This is a genomic window from Mucilaginibacter sp. (assembly GCF_028288225.1).
Classification (GTDB): domain Bacteria; phylum Bacteroidota; class Bacteroidia; order Sphingobacteriales; family Sphingobacteriaceae; genus Mucilaginibacter.
Map to the genome: position 1 here is coordinate 1 of NZ_JAQBOC010000049.1, position 15126 is coordinate 15126.

General features: G+C 41.2%; 11 protein-coding genes. 10 read left to right on the top strand and 1 reads right to left on the bottom strand.

What is annotated here, in order from left to right; genetic code table 11:
* Positions 1–164: 164 nt before the first annotated feature.
* On the bottom strand, positions 165–1646 hold the full coding sequence (locus JWQ54_RS14730) for a glycine--tRNA ligase (protein ID WP_299586021.1): 1482 nt from the start codon (positions 1644–1646) through the stop codon (positions 165–167).
* 148 nt (positions 1647–1794) lie between these two features.
* On the opposite strand from JWQ54_RS14730, the gene JWQ54_RS14735 reads away from it, so the two are divergent.
* From JWQ54_RS14735 to JWQ54_RS14780, 10 genes are all read left to right on the top strand, one after another.
* On the top strand, positions 1795–2460 hold the full coding sequence (locus tag JWQ54_RS14735; protein ID WP_299586024.1) for a flavodoxin reductase: 666 nt from the start codon (positions 1795–1797) through the stop codon (positions 2458–2460).
* 522 nt (positions 2461–2982) lie between these two features.
* Positions 2983–5580, top strand: coding sequence for a gliding motility-associated C-terminal domain-containing protein (locus JWQ54_RS14740; RefSeq protein WP_299586027.1), 2598 nt, complete (start codon positions 2983–2985; stop codon positions 5578–5580).
* A gap of 71 nt (positions 5581–5651) precedes the next feature.
* Positions 5652–6362, top strand: a complete 711-nt coding sequence (locus JWQ54_RS14745) for an ATP-binding cassette domain-containing protein (RefSeq protein WP_299586030.1) — start codon at positions 5652–5654, stop codon at positions 6360–6362.
* A gap of 262 nt (positions 6363–6624) precedes the next feature.
* Positions 6625–7125, top strand: coding sequence for a hypothetical protein (locus tag JWQ54_RS14750; RefSeq protein ID WP_299586033.1), 501 nt, complete (start codon positions 6625–6627; stop codon positions 7123–7125).
* A 237-nt stretch (positions 7126–7362) separates the two neighbouring features.
* Entirely contained in the window at positions 7363–8907 is a 1545-nt protein-coding gene (locus JWQ54_RS14755) for a hypothetical protein (protein ID WP_299586036.1), read from the top strand.
* A gap of 149 nt (positions 8908–9056) precedes the next feature.
* Positions 9057–11462 (top strand): gliding motility-associated ABC transporter substrate-binding protein GldG, encoded by a 2406-nt coding sequence (gene gldG / locus JWQ54_RS14760; protein ID WP_299586038.1) that lies wholly within the window; start codon positions 9057–9059, stop codon positions 11460–11462.
* Positions 11463–11602: 140 nt separating this feature from the next.
* Positions 11603–12727, top strand: coding sequence for a DNA polymerase III subunit beta (dnaN, locus tag JWQ54_RS14765; protein WP_299586041.1), 1125 nt, complete (start codon positions 11603–11605; stop codon positions 12725–12727).
* 112 nt (positions 12728–12839) lie between these two features.
* A complete protein-coding gene (locus JWQ54_RS14770; protein WP_299586044.1) occupies positions 12840–13544 on the top strand; it encodes a DUF4397 domain-containing protein in 705 nt (234 codons plus the stop codon).
* 10 nt (positions 13545–13554) lie between these two features.
* Complete coding sequence (locus JWQ54_RS14775) at positions 13555–14298, top strand: DUF4397 domain-containing protein (RefSeq protein WP_299586046.1); 744 nt, start codon at positions 13555–13557, stop codon at positions 14296–14298.
* A gap of 45 nt (positions 14299–14343) precedes the next feature.
* Positions 14344–15000: a DedA family protein gene (locus JWQ54_RS14780; RefSeq protein WP_299586048.1), complete on the top strand. Its 657-nt coding sequence runs from the start codon at positions 14344–14346 to the stop codon at positions 14998–15000.
* The last annotated feature ends 126 nt before the right edge of the window (positions 15001–15126 follow it).

Below are 15126 nucleotides of genomic sequence, written 5' to 3' on the forward strand. Positions count from 1 at the left end.
AGTTGCTGAGAATCGTCTGTACGAAAATGCTCTCCACCACTTATCCGAATACATCAAAGAAAAAGGGGCTGATTTCAATATTGAAATCAGCCCCTTTTGATAAATAGCCACTTTTTCAGTGCCCTCCTGATTCAGCGGGCCTTTTTTTTTAATGTTACTTACAATTACTTCAATAAATTTCTCCAGCTAACACCATCACCAATGATTTTGTCAAGCTGATCGGCAGCAACGCGTTCCTGCGCCATGCTGTCGCGGTGGCGGATGGTAACGGTATTGTCTTCCAGTGTTTGATGATCAACGGTGATACAGTATGGTGTACCAATGGCATCCTGACGGCGGTAACGTTTGCCTATGGCATCTTTTTCTTCGTACTGTATGTTGAAATCGATCTTTAGTTTGTCCATGATCTCACGTGCTTTTTCGGGCAGACCATCTTTTTTGGTCAGCGGGAAAATAGCGGCTTTAACGGGAGCCAGGCAAGGATGCAGGTGCAGTACGGTGCGGCTATCCTGTTTTTCTTCGGTACTCAGGTTTTCTTCCTCAAAAGCATTGATCATGGTAAGTAGGAACATTCTGTCTAACCCTATCGAAGTTTCAATTACGTAAGGGATATAGTTACCATAAGGTTTATCTGTTTCAGGGTCAATCTCAGGATCAAAATACTGGAGTTTTTTACCTGAGAATTTCTGATGCTGGCTCAAATCAAAATCGGTACGGCTGTGTATGCCTTCAACTTCTTTAAAGCCGAATGGAAATTCAAACTCAATATCATACGCAGCATCGGCGTAATGAGCCAATTTTACGTGTTCGTGGTAGCGGTATTTGGCTGCATCGGTTCCCAGGGCAAGGTGCCACTGTAAACGGGCTTCCTTCCATTGGTTAAACCATTCTTTTTGTGTGCCAGGGCGTACAAAAAACTGCATCTCCATTTGCTCAAACTCGCGCATGCGGATAATAAACTGGCGTGCAATTACCTCGTTACGGAAAGCTTTACCAATTTGAGCAATACCAAACGGAATTTTCATCCTGCCTGATTTTTGTACGTTCAGGTAGTTTACAAATATACCCTGCGCGGTTTCCGGGCGCAGATAAACCACATCGGCATCATCGGCAACAGCGCCCATCTGGGTACTGAACATCAGGTTAAACTGACGTACATCGGTCCAGTTGCGGGTACCGCTTACGGGGCAGGCAATTTCGTGCTCAATAATCAGTTCTTTCAGGCGGGGCAGATCCTCATTTTTAAGGGCCTCGTCCATATCATGTTGCAGTTGTTCGGCTTTATCCGTTTTGCCGTCTTTATCGTAGCGGTCTATTTTATCTTCCAGCAGCTGATCAGCGCGGTAGCGTTTTTTTGAATCCTTATTATCGATCATCGGGTCGCTGAAACCATCAACGTGCCCGCTGGCCTTCCATATTTTAGGGTGCATAAATATGGCCGAATCAATACCTACAATGTTATCATTCATTTGCACCATGGCTTTCCACCAGTAAGTTTTGATGTTGTTCTTTAATTCGGCACCAAACTGACCGTAATCATAAACGGCGCTTAAACCATCATATATCTCGCTCGAAGGAAAAACAAAGCCATATTCTTTGGCATGCGATATAACATTTTTAAAAAGTTCGTCGGTTGATTTGCTCATAATAGCTGCAAAGATACAATTTAGGCAGAAAGCTGAAAGCGAAAGGTAAAAAGCTTAAAGTCATCGGGGTAAAAGCACTAAATTACTTTAATTAAAACCAAAAAGAGGTAAATTCGATTAGTATAGAAAATCAATTAATTACCGTTTTATGGAACACATCGTCAGGATACTCGATATACATCCCGTTACGCATAATGTAAAACAGTTTATTGTTGAAAAACCCGATGGTTTCATCTTTACACCGGGGCAGGCAACCGAGCTATCTATTAACCAGGAAGGCTGGACAGATAAAAAGAACCCTTTTACCTTTACCTGTCTTACGGATGATCATTACTTGCAGTTCACCATTAAAATATACACCGATCATGAGGGCGTAACCAATCACCTGGGCAAGCTTAATGTTGGCGATGAACTGATTTTAAGAGAGGCCTGGGGCGCTATTGAATATAAAGGCCCTGGTTATTTTATAGCCGGAGGTGCAGGCATAACCCCATTTATTGCCATATTAAGACAACTTTATAAAGAAGGTAAGCTGGAGGATAATATCCTGTTTTTCTCCAACAAAACTGACAAGGATATTATTTTAGCCGATGAACTAAAAACGATGCTCGGTGAAAATGCCCGGTTTACCACAACCCAGCAAAAGGGAGGCAAAAACGACCATCGCCGCATTGATAGTAAGTTTTTAAAGGCCGAGGTTACTGATTTTAAAAAGCATTTTTACGTTTGTGGTCCAGATCCAATGGTTGCCGAATTAACCGAAACATTAGCAAAGCTGGGGGCGAACGCTGATGCTGTTGTTTTTGAAAAGTAACGTACAACTAAGAGTCATTAGTAAAATATAATATTGGTAACAACACCATAGGTGTTCGGAAGAGCCGAAGCCGGAAAAGCCTGGAGTGTACGGAAAAATATATTTCGACCGCAGCGAAAACTCTTATACTGTTCATATTCACACCATGAACGCTCATGAACGTTTATTAACGATTGATAATCAATGATTTGTATTTTTTTCGTACTGGCAAAACAGTGTCACCACTTTTATTAACTGTACGTATAAGATTTTTCACTGACGCTCAGGAGAGAGTTTCTCAAATCGTTCTACATACGTTTTATTTCTTCCGAACACCTGTGGCGATAACACTAACCTAGAAGGAAATTTGCCATTGCCAGTTTCGAATCTTCTTTTGGGTGACGAAAATCACCTCGTTATTTACAAAGAAGGAATGCTTTTTTCAAAGCAATAGATCTTGATGATAAATGATTTAAAAATCCAACGAAAAAACCTTATTTTTCGTTGGATTTTTACTTTATCACATTTCCGATCAAAACAATAATGTATTCGCTGTTTTCAATTTTACGTGCCGCAGCGTTGATGCTTGTTTCATTGAATTTTTATACCGGATATTTATTTGCCCAGGCACCTGTTATCAAATATAAAACTCCGAATAAATATGTTATAAATATACCGATTACCTCTTTAGCACCAACCAATAGCGGTGGGGAAGTACCAGCAGCCATTTACGGACAGGTAAGTACTGTAGCGGGTAATGGTGCACCAGGATCGTTTATTACGGTAACGAGCGTCGCGGTTGATCCGACGGGAAACGTATTTATTGCAGACTGGAGTAATAACACGATCTACAAGCTTACACCTTCAGGTAATTTGTCAGTTTTTGCCGGACATGGTATGGCAGGCTGGGATGATGGTTTGGGTACAGCGGCAAGTTTTGATGAGCCCGATGGCTTAGTTTCGGATGCTGCCGGCAATATATACGTTAGCGATCAATTAAGTCACTTAATAAGGAAAATAACACCGGGTGGTTTAGTAACAACCCTCGCCGGCACCCCCCACACCAGTGGTTCGGCTAACGGCCCAGGTTCAACAGCAACGTTTAACAGCCCGAGGGGTTTAGCGGTTGATGCAGCAGGTAATATTTATGTAGCCGATCAGGCCAATAACCTGATCAGAAAAGTAACAGCCGCCGGTGTAGTAACAACTTATGCAGGCAGTGGTGCAGCAGGATCGGCGAATGGTCCAGCATTATCAGCAACTTTTAACACACCAACAGCGGTTGGGCTGGATGCTGCTGGTAATTTATATGTTGCAGAGGCTGGAAATAATATGATTAGGAAAATAACCCCCGGGGGTACAGTCACCACTTTTGCTACAGGGTTTAATTTCCCCCGTGAGCTTAGGGTTGACGTTACGGGTAATGTGTATGTGGCCGATATGCAAAGTAATACGGTAAAAAAAATTAGCCCGGCTGGAGTGGTTACAACGGTAGCCGGAACCGGAGGAACCGGCTCAACTAACGGTAATGGGAATGTAGCTACTTTTAATGGCCCCCTTGGATTGGCACTGGATGGAAAAGGTAATTTGTTTGTGGGTGAGAATGTTAATAACGACGTAAGGAAGGTAGTGATATCAGGTTATACTATTGATAAGGTCCTGCCTGCTGGTTTAAGCTTTGATCCTGAAACAGGTGTTATTTCGGGCACACCAACTGTTTTATCACCCCCAACGGATTATACGATAACCGCTTATAACGGAGGCGGCAGTAACAGTACTACGGTCAATATCCAGGTAGTACAGGAAATCATATTAAAGCCATCAATTATTACTTTTCCGCCTCCGGTAGTTGCTAAAATTGATCCTGATAATATTTTGCACCCTGATGCTACCAGTAATCAGAACGAAACCCCCATCGTTTATACCAGCAGCAACCCTGATGTGGCTTATGTGGGAGCAGATGGGCAAATTCATGTTATTGCCCCAGGGGTTACAACTATTACGGCCTATCAAAGCGGTAACGAGAATTTTAGCCCTGCCACACCTGTAGAAAGAAAATTTACTATTACCCAGGACCAGATTATATTATTTCTGCCTATTGAAGTTAAATATACCTGTAGTCCCGATTTTTCGGCAGATGCTATTAGTTCCAATTCAACCATTCCACTTACTTATGTTAGCAGTAACCCAGCTGTAGCTACGGTTTCGGCAGCAGGTATGGTGCATATTGTTAGTGTGGGCACTACTACCATTACTGTATCGCAAAGCGGCAACAATTTGTATAATCCGGCTACTCCGGTATCTCAGACCTTAACGGTTGCGGCCCTGGTTACGCCTTCGGTTAGTGTTACCCCTTCTTTTTATGATAGCTGCGATGGTTTAATCCTTACTTATACTGCCATACCGGTTAATGCGGGTACTCACCCAAGCTATCAATGGCAGGTAAATGGCCAAAATAGCGGTGATAATAAGGATACTTACATCAGCAGTACTTTGAAAGCAGGTGATATTATTACCTGTGTGGTTACCAATAATGACGGATGTATGCCGATGCCTTCACCTGTATCTAATCAGGCAACGTTAACTTCCAGTCCATATGTTACGCTTGCCTTAACTATCGCATCATCTGTCAAAGGAACGGTGGTTATTGGTACACCCATTACATTTACGGCTACTCTATCATTGAGTCCGCTGGATAATCCTGTTTATCAATGGACGGTTAACGGGCAAAACGCTGGTACAAACAGCCCAAGCTTTACCATCAAAACATTATTGAATGGAGATGTTGTTAGCTGTACCTTAACTTCTGGTGGCAAATGTATCATCAATTTGCCGGTGGTTTCCAATGCTATAACGGCTTCTATATCAATTCCGGCTAAAGTTGTTGTACCTAACACCTTTACACCTAATGGGGATGGATATAACGACACCTGGTATATAGTTGGATTACTACCGTATGCTAATTGCACCGTAAGTGTTTTTAACCGTTACGGATCAATTGTATACCGGTCTGTAGGTTACCAGCAACCCTGGGACGGAACAATTAATGGTAAACCTGTGCCTTCAGGCACGTACTATTATATCATTGACCCTAAGAATGGAGGCGAAAAGGTATCCGGCCCGGTTACTATCATCAGGTAATTCATATTACCATTAACCAAAATCTTACATCTGCTGTCCTAAATCTCCTATCTAAAACCTATTTTTACCGCATGAGTATCCAGGTAAAAGCATTAACAAAACTTTATGGCGATCAAAAAGCAGTTGATAGCATCAGCTTTAATGCAGGGCCGGGGGTATTGGGCTTTTTAGGACCGAATGGCGCGGGCAAATCAACCACCATGAAAATACTGACCGGCTTTATCCCGCAAACATCGGGCACGGCATCGGTATGCGGGTACGACGTGGTAACCCAATCGTTGGAAGTGCGCCGCCATATAGGTTACCTGCCCGAAAGTAACCCGCTTTACCCGGATATGTATGTAAAAGAGTCGCTGGGCTTTATTGCGGGCATCCACCAGATACAGGAGCCTGAAAAACGCATCGCCAATATTATTGAACAAACCGGCCTTGGCCCTGAGCAGCATAAAAAAATAGCACAACTGTCAAAAGGTTACCGCCAAAGGGTGGGACTTGCACAGGCCCTGCTGCATAACCCCGATGTACTGATCCTGGATGAACCAACCTCGGGCCTTGACCCAAACCAACTGATCGGTATCCGTCAGTTGATTACCGACCTTGGGAAAACCAAAACCATTATCCTCTCTACCCATATTATGCAGGAGGTTGAGGCAGTATGTAATCAAGTGATCATCATTAATAAAGGAAAAATAGTAGCCGATGATACGCTGCATAACCTGCGCGCTAAAAACAACAATACTACACTTGAACAGATATTTATAGCACTTACCGTGGGTAATTAATATTTTTATATTAAAAATAATCTGTTACTTTTGTTATACCTAATTCTTTATCCTATTATTAAAATAGATCTATCGGTCCTGCTGCCGGGAAGAGTAGCATATTCTTTCTTAAAGATCAATACATAAACCGTATTATTTAGCAAAAACATTCATGGATATTGTAACGTTTTGCAATTGGCAACGTCTATTATATATCCCTAAAAAAACCGCACTATAGGAAAATCCTATGGTGTTGTATAATTATAAACACAATCTAATCATTATGAAAAAAATTCTATTAGCCTTAGTAATTTTAGGAGGCACAGCATTCTCAAGTTTTGCGCAAACCAAATCAGGTGACGGAAAATTCAGTATCGGCCTTGAAGCCGGTTTACCGGTAGGTGATATCCACAACGGGTACAATTATTTGATCGGTGGTTCACTTAAGTATGAACTTCCTATTGCAGCAAGCACCCTGTTTACTATCTCTGCTGGTTACAGTTCGTTACATCCAAAAAGTGTATTAAAAGATTTAGGATTTGGTTCTGTTGGTTTTATTCCGGTAAAAGTTGGTATCAAATACTACATTGAAAATGGATTTTTTGCTGAAGGTCAGTTAGGTGCTGCTTTTGGTACAAAAAGTGGTACAGGTACTGCATTTGCTTATTCTCCGGGTATTGGCTATACCTTTGATGGGGGTTTTGAGGTCGGTGTTCGTTACGAAGGTTGGTCAAACAATGGAACTATCGGTCAGGCAGCTTTGCGCTTAGCATACCGTTTCTAAGAAAAGCAACAATTGATAATTATTAAAAGGCCGGGAGAATTTCTCCCGGCCTTTTTTTGTATGCAAGTGGTAAATATATAAATATGTATGATATTAGTCATTTATCTTGCTGGTTATTAATTTATTGTTATTATTTTATTTATAATATTTTATTAATTGGTGTTATTTATTTAGTAAGATATATATTTGCCTTATACCAATATCCTTTATCACATCTTCAAACCTAACAGAAAAACAATGAAAAAACACTTATCCGTTATTGGCATGGCCTTGTCATGTCTTGTATTGATGCAATCCTGCAAAAAAGACATCGCTACACCCAATAACACACCTGTAAACAACACCGTTACCGCTGAGAACGCAGTAGTAAACAAATCGCAAATTACATTTGCCAAAATCTTAGCAAAAGCCGTTAAAGACGATGCTGCTTTGCGATCATTTTTGAAAGACGAAAGTTTAAAACAGTTTGATAATGATCATGATGTACTTTATCAAATGATCAAAGACACCAAGATCAATGGGACAGAAACCCTGCACGAAAAATTGGTTCGTTTCGCTGCATCAAAAGAAGAACTGGAAGCCGTTGAACAGCAATTACCTTTATTAACCATATTTGTCCCTACGTTGCCAAATTTTTCCCCTGAAAAGTGGAATTCCAGCACGGAAGTTCCGGTAGTAGCCGTTTCAAATACTGCAAACAGTGGTGTGTTATTTTATGATGATAAGGGAAAAGAAAGTACTATAGCCGCCGATGAAATACCAGGCTTTCCTGTATTGTTAATTAAACAAAATGAAAGAGTTGTAGTTGGAACAAGTACTAAATTAACATCCAATAGTATTGGATCGAGCGCTCAATCTTCGAGTGTTTATAATGGTGACGGTTTAGTTCTGAATTTTGCTGATGAGGCTTTTAACAATGTTAACCCTAAAGTTAAGACAAATAAGTTAAGCCCAAACCGGGTAACAGGTGCCAGTGGTATCGACCCAATAAACATCGCGGCTTATAACTCAGGCAATGAATGGCATCGAGATTATATATATTATGGTTTAACAGCAAGTAATCCGAGAGGGCAGTTTAAGAATAATTATAGCGAGTTTATTACTACTATGAGGTTTTTAACTCCAGACGCATTAAATATGATAGCAGATCAGGACGGTGATCCAAAAATGAATCCCGCTTATGGACATCATCCTGGGTTTAAGGACTTTCCATCCACTATGTGGACTGATGGTAATTTTGAGTTTAGAATTACTGTTTTAATAAATTCAAAAAATGGGTTGGGTAATGATTTAACTAAGGTTATAAGCGTGAGGCCAGGTGATTTATTTGATCTTCAGTATACTATGGAAGAATCTAAACCTTTGAAAATATTAATATATAAATTAAAAAGTATTACCCCTAAAGAATATCACCCTAACGTAGAATTGGTGCCATGGGATTTGCAAAATTACGGTACAGCCTGGAAGTTTATTGTTTATGAGTATGATAATTCACAAGAAGTTACTCAATCTTATGAAAATACAACCACTTTCGCTGCTAATTTTGAAATAACAAATTCTTCTATTGAAAAAATAGGTTTAAAATTTGGCGCAAGCGCTACAACCAGCGAAAAAAGAACATTTAGCGTTAAAACAACCTTAACTTCTGATTATCTAGGAGAGGCAACATTAAGTTTTGACCAGCCTGTAATAACATCATTTGATGGTACAAATTATAACACCAGGGAAATTACAACCGGTAATATCTTAAGCCTTGGTATTGAACCCAAGAGAGTATTTTAATAAAAAACTTATCATAAATTATTTGAAGATGTGTCCGTAAATAGATATTGATAATTATTAAAAGCCCGGGAGAATTTCTCCCGGCCTTTTAACTTAGCAAGCCCTTTGCTTTAGCCTAATAATGTTGTAATTTCGGCGCTTAACACCTGGTGAAAAAAGTGCTTAGCATCCTTAAAAAAGAAATTACATCCTATCTCAGCTCGCTGGTGGCTTATGTTACCATTGGCGTGTTTTTATTGGTGCTGGGTTTGTTTTTGTGGGTGTTTCCTGATTCCAGCATTTTAGATTATGGTTATGCCGGGCTCGATAGCCTGTTTAGCACCGCGCCTTACCTGTTTATGTTCCTGATACCGGCCATCACTATGCGTTCGCTGGCCGAGGAGCGTAAGGAGGGCACCTTCGAACTCCTTTTTACCCGCCCCCTTACCGACTGGCAAATTGTGTTGGGAAAATACCTGGCTAGTGTGCTGCTGGTGCTTTTTGCACTACTGCCAACACTGGTTTATTATTACTCGGTAAGTACGCTGGGCACGCCTCAAGGTAATATTGATACCGGGGCGGTTATTGGCTCGTATATCGGTTTGTTTTTGCTGGGCGCGGCATTCGCGGCTATCGGTCTGTTTGCATCATCAGTAACCAAAAACCAGATCATCGCTTTTACTATCGCGGTGTTCTTATGTTTCTTTTTTTACAGCGGATTTGATTCATTGAGCCAATTGTTATCCCTGCAGGATCTGGGTTTGCAAAACCTGGGTATTACGGAACATTACCAGTCGGTAAGCCGTGGTGTGTTGGATACCCGCGATCTGGCTTACTTTATTATTGTTGCCGGTATATTCATATGGCTTACATTGTTTGTTATTATCTGTCAGCGCAAAAAGAAGTTGTTTACCGCTACCATGTTGGGGTACGTAGGCGGCTTAATAGTTATTGCACTTGTTTCTATCATAACTTTCACCCGTTTTGATTTTACTACCGAAAAACGATACACTATATCGCCTATCAGCAGGCAAATCATGGACGGTCTGCAACAACCTGTAAAGGTTACTGTTTATTTGCAGGGGGGCAGTTTACCGGGTGGCTTTAAACGTTTGCAGGGAGCTACGCGCGATATGCTGAACGATCTGCAGGCCTATAGTCACCGCAAGTTACAGTTTGAATTTGCTGACCCGCTGAAAAATCTTGCCGGCGATCAGCAAGCGCAGGCCATACAGGAGCTGGAGGCCAAAGGCGTTGAGCCGACTAACCTCAGTGTTAAAACCGACGATGGTGTATCGCAAATGATCATTTTTCCATCGGCTTTGGTAATGGCAAATGGCAAGGAAATACCGGTTAAACTGTTGCTGAGCAGGATTGGCTTGTCGCCCGATGAGGTGCTGAACAACTCCATCCAAAACCTGGAATACGCTTTTACATCGGCCATCAAAAAAGCAACCAGTGGGGGCAAACCACAAATTGGCTTTACCGAAGGGCATAACGAACTAACCGACCTGCAACTGAATGATGCCATGAAATCCCTTTCGGATGGTTACGAAGTTGGCCGGGTTAATTTGGATAGTATTACGTTTACAGGATTGCAAAAAATAAAACTGCTGGTGATCCCCAAACCTGATAAAAAATTCACCGAACTGCAAAAGTTTAAGCTCGACCAATATATTATGCATGGTGGCCGCGTACTGTGGACGATTGACCAGGTAAACGCCGAACTGGATAGCTTGCGTGGCCATGGTGGCGAGCAGCTGGCCTTCGCCAAACAACTGAACCTGGACGATCAGCTTTTTCGTTATGGTATCCGCATCAATTATGATCTGATCGCCGATATGAGCTGTTCGCCAATACCGGTAAGTACAGGCAATGTGGGTGGGCAGGCACAGATACAAATGCTGCCCTGGCTGTTTTACCCCATATTTATGCCCGTTTCTAAACATCCTGTTGTAAAAAACCTGGATGGCATCAGCAGCGAATTTGCCAGTACCATTGATGTGCTGGATACTAAGGACGTTAAAAAAACTATCCTGCTTAGCTCATCGCCCTATAATAAAAAAGTGAGTGTGCCGCATGTGCTGTCGTTACAGGCCCTGGAACAGGAACCCAATACCAAAGATTTTCAGAGTACACCCAAAACTGTTGGGGTATTACTGGAGGGTAAGTTTATATCTGACTGGCGAAACAGGCCGCTGCCCGAAGGACTTAAAGAGCAAGTAACTATACAACCCGAAAGTCAGCCTACCAAAATGATTGTGATCAGTGATGGGGATATCCTGAAAAACCAGGTAGGTACCGATGGCTCACCATATCCGCTGGGGTACGACCATTATACGCGGCAAACCTATGGCAATAAAAATCTGCTGTTGAATATTGCCGATTATATGACCGATGATTCGGGCTTGATAGTCCTGCGTACCAAAGAGGTAAAGCTGCGTTTGCTTAACCGGGTCCGCATACGCAACGAAAAAATGTATTGGCAGTTGGTAAACACTATAACACCCCTTATCTTAGTGTTAATATGTGCTATTTTTCAACATTATATTCGTAAGCGGAAGTATGCCCATTAAATTTTATATTTTTGATAACCATTTGGCCTCACCCTGCCCTCTCCAAAGGAGAAGGTTCAAAGAGCGAGGAGTTAAAGTCCTCTCCTTTGGAGAGGATTTAGGTGAGGCTAAGTTTTATATTTTTGATTAAATAGACCCATATGAGATTTATTGTTTCTACATCAACATTACTCAAACAATTGCAGGCAGTGAGTGGCGCTTTAAGTAATAGTACCGTATTGCCTATACTGGAAAACTTTTTGTTCGAGATAAAGGATGGAAACTTAACCATCTCTGCAACCGACCTGCAAACCAGCATGACCACTTCTTTAACTGTTGAGTCTAAAGAGAATGGCCGCATTGCTATACCATCGCGCATTTTGTTAGAGACCTTGAAATCGTTACCGGAGCAACCTGTAGCTTTTTCTGTAGATGATAACACATTTGCCATTGAAATTAATGCAGGCGACGGAAAGTACAAACTGAGCGGAGAGAATGGTGAGGATTTTCCGAAGATACCGGTAGTTGAAAATGCATCGTCAGTAAATTTACCTGCCTCGGTATTGGCCGAAGCGATAAACAAAACCATTTTTGCGGTAAGCAACGATGAACTGCGCCCGGCCATGACAGGTGTTTACTGTCAGCTGAGTACCCAGCACCTTACTTTTGTAGCTACCGATGCGCACAAGCTGGTACGTTACCGCCGTAAGGATGCTAAAGCGGCAAGCACAACATCGTTCATATTACCTAAAAAAGCGTTAACACTGCTTAAATCATCGTTACCAACTGATGATGTGAATGTATCGGTTGAGTATAACTCTACCAGCGCGTTCTTTAAATTTGGTAATATTAACCTGGTTTGCCGTTTGATTGATGAACGCTATCCTGATTACGAAGCGGTTATACCACAAACCAACCCGAATAAATTAAGTATTGACAGGCTAACCTTCCTGGGATCGTTAAATCGTGTGGCTATTTATGCCAACAAAACCACGCACCAGGTAAGGCTTAAAATTAATGGCAGCGAGCTGAATATATCATCAGAAGATATTGATTTTGCAAACGAAGCGCACGAGCGTTTAAGCTGCCAATATGAAGGCGAAGACATGGAAATTGGCTTCAATGCACGTTTTTTAATAGAAATGTTAAAGAATTTAAGTTGCGAAGAAGTATCTTTGGAGATGTCGACACCTAACCGTGCCGGATTATTGCTGCCACAGGGTGGTGATGAAAACGAAGATGTGCTGATGCTGGTTATGCCGGTTATGCTCAATAGTTATGCTTAAGTGTAAACTTAAATTATAAATCCAAAATCGAGTCCGGCTTTAAAAACCGGACTTTTTTGTTCGCCGGGATAACAAAAATTGCGGTAAGCAGTTATATAGCTTATAATTATATATGAATATCAGGATTAAAGCTTTGTTTATTATGGTAGTTGTTGCGGGCTGGCTATCTTGTAAAAAAAATAACGATGCCCCAACGGTTCTGACAACCGCCCAACTTAATTTGGTTAATGCGTCATCAAACACCATCAATTTTTATTTAAATGGTACCAGGCTCAATAACACAACGAGCTTTTACCCGGGCGGGTCACTTGGCTATGTCTTCAATGTTGCTTCGGGTACGCAAAATTACCAGTTTAAAATTGCAGGTAATGAAAATATCCTGTTCACCAAACCATTGACACTTGATAGCGGTAAAAAATATTCGCTATATATAAGCGGCCAAACAGCCGACAATGCGTTTATGACCAACGATGTATTAACGGCTGATACCGCTGGTAACGCATTGGTCAGGTTTGTAAATGCTTCGCCTGATTCAAGTCCTTTAGTTGTAGCTTTTGAAGGAGGTTCTACGGCCACCACCATTTTAGATACCATAAAATTTAGCAGCGTGGCTTATAAAACCACTACCGATTTTATTAAGGTTAAAGGTGGATTTTCACATAATGTTAGCGTATATCAGGCATCATCGTCTTCAAACCCGAAACGCGATACAACGGTAATACTTAATTCAGGGCAAATTTATACCATATATAGTTATGGCCTGGTAGGCACAGTGGGTAACCAGGCGCTTAATACCAGCTTAATAGTTAATCAATAAAACCTATTTAATGGCTAATCAACATAAAAACGGCTTACTGGTTTCCATGCTTTTATTTACTATGGGTGTTTTACTGCTCCCATTTATATCATCATGCGGTAAGGGTACTAATGCCAATGCGTCGGGATTAAATACACAGTTACAAATTTTAAATTTAAGTCTTGATGCACAGCCACTCAATTTATATCAGAATTTTGTAAGGATAAGCACAACCACTTATGCTTATCCTGCCAGTTCGGGGTATTTTTATCTGTCAACACTTGTGCCTCCCTTACAAATGCGCCTGAGCACGGCTGCCGCTACAAACATACTTACCATTAATACTACATTAAAATCCAATTCTAAATATACCCTGTTTATTACGGGCTTCCGGAGCGATAGCTCTATTAAAAATTCTATTTTATCGCTCGATACCGTAACGCTGCCGTCGTCAGGGCGGGGTAAGGTAAGATTTGCGCACACATCGGCATCGTCGCCTGAACTTGATCTTTGGGCAAATGGCACTAAAGTAACAGATAAGCAATTGGCTTTTAATACATTATCGCCGTATGTTCAGTTGCCGGCAGGTAATTATATTTTTACTGTAACTGTACATACTACACCAACTAAAATTGAAGCTACAACCCCCATTGTCACTATACAGGATGGCCGCGCCTATACTATTTATACGCAGGGTATTGTTGGTCGTACGGATTCGGCTGCGTTTGGCACTGGTGTATTAACTAATAATTTACTTTTGAAGAGCACGCAATAGCTGCTATTACTTTTATATTCCTATTTTTGGCCAAAATTTAAAACTGTGGAAGTAATAAAAAGCATTATCGACTTTATACTGCATATTGATGTTCATCTGAGCCAGATAACAAGAGATTACCAGGGCTGGACGTATTTGATACTGTTTGCCATAATTTTTGCCGAAACCGGCTTTGTTGTTACTCCATTTTTGCCCGGCGACTCCCTATTATTTGCAGCAGGAGCATTAATAGCCACCGGCCAAACCGGTTTAGATATTACTTTGATTGCTGTAATACTGGTAATAGCCGCTTTTACAGGAAATACGGTTAACTACTTGCTGGGTAATTATTTAGGTCCCAAGGTTTTTAAAGAAAATAATAAGATATTAAAATTAGAATACTACCTGAGTACCAAGGCTTTTTTTGATAAGCATGGTGGTAAGGCTGTTATATTCAGCAGGTTTTTACCTATTATCAGAACAATAGCGCCATTTGTGGCTGGGGTAGGACGCATGCCATTTTTACGATATAGTTTATACAATATTGTAGGCGGTACGGCCTGGGTACTTAGCTTTTTGTTTATCGGTTTCTTTTTTGGGAACATTCCGGTTATCAAGCAGAACTTTACGCTGGTGGTAATGGCCATTATTCTGATATCTGTAGTTCCGCCAATTTATGCGGCTATAAAAAACAGATCCGCTAAAAAAGCTACGACTAAATAATCGCAAAATACCTTATATCCTGGGTACTATTTGGTTATCTGGTAGTTGTATTTTCCGGTTTTCGGTATAAGGCTTCTTCGCGGTGCAGTTTATGCTGTTCACTGAGCGGCATGGGCTGTTCTATCA

Coding starts and splice junctions, on each gene's coding strand:
- JWQ54_RS14730 (WP_299586021.1), bottom strand. CDS start 1,646: ATGAGCAAATCAACCGACGAACTTTTTAAAAATGTTATATCGCATGCC.
- JWQ54_RS14735 (WP_299586024.1), top strand. CDS start 1,795: ATGGAACACATCGTCAGGATACTCGATATACATCCCGTTACGCATAAT.
- JWQ54_RS14740 (WP_299586027.1), top strand. CDS start 2,983: ATGTATTCGCTGTTTTCAATTTTACGTGCCGCAGCGTTGATGCTTGTT.
- JWQ54_RS14745 (WP_299586030.1), top strand. CDS start 5,652: ATGAGTATCCAGGTAAAAGCATTAACAAAACTTTATGGCGATCAAAAA.
- JWQ54_RS14750 (WP_299586033.1), top strand. CDS start 6,625: ATGAAAAAAATTCTATTAGCCTTAGTAATTTTAGGAGGCACAGCATTC.
- JWQ54_RS14755 (WP_299586036.1), top strand. CDS start 7,363: ATGAAAAAACACTTATCCGTTATTGGCATGGCCTTGTCATGTCTTGTA.
- dnaN (WP_299586041.1), top strand. CDS start 11,603: ATGAGATTTATTGTTTCTACATCAACATTACTCAAACAATTGCAGGCA.
- JWQ54_RS14770 (WP_299586044.1), top strand. CDS start 12,840: ATGAATATCAGGATTAAAGCTTTGTTTATTATGGTAGTTGTTGCGGGC.
- JWQ54_RS14775 (WP_299586046.1), top strand. CDS start 13,555: ATGGCTAATCAACATAAAAACGGCTTACTGGTTTCCATGCTTTTATTT.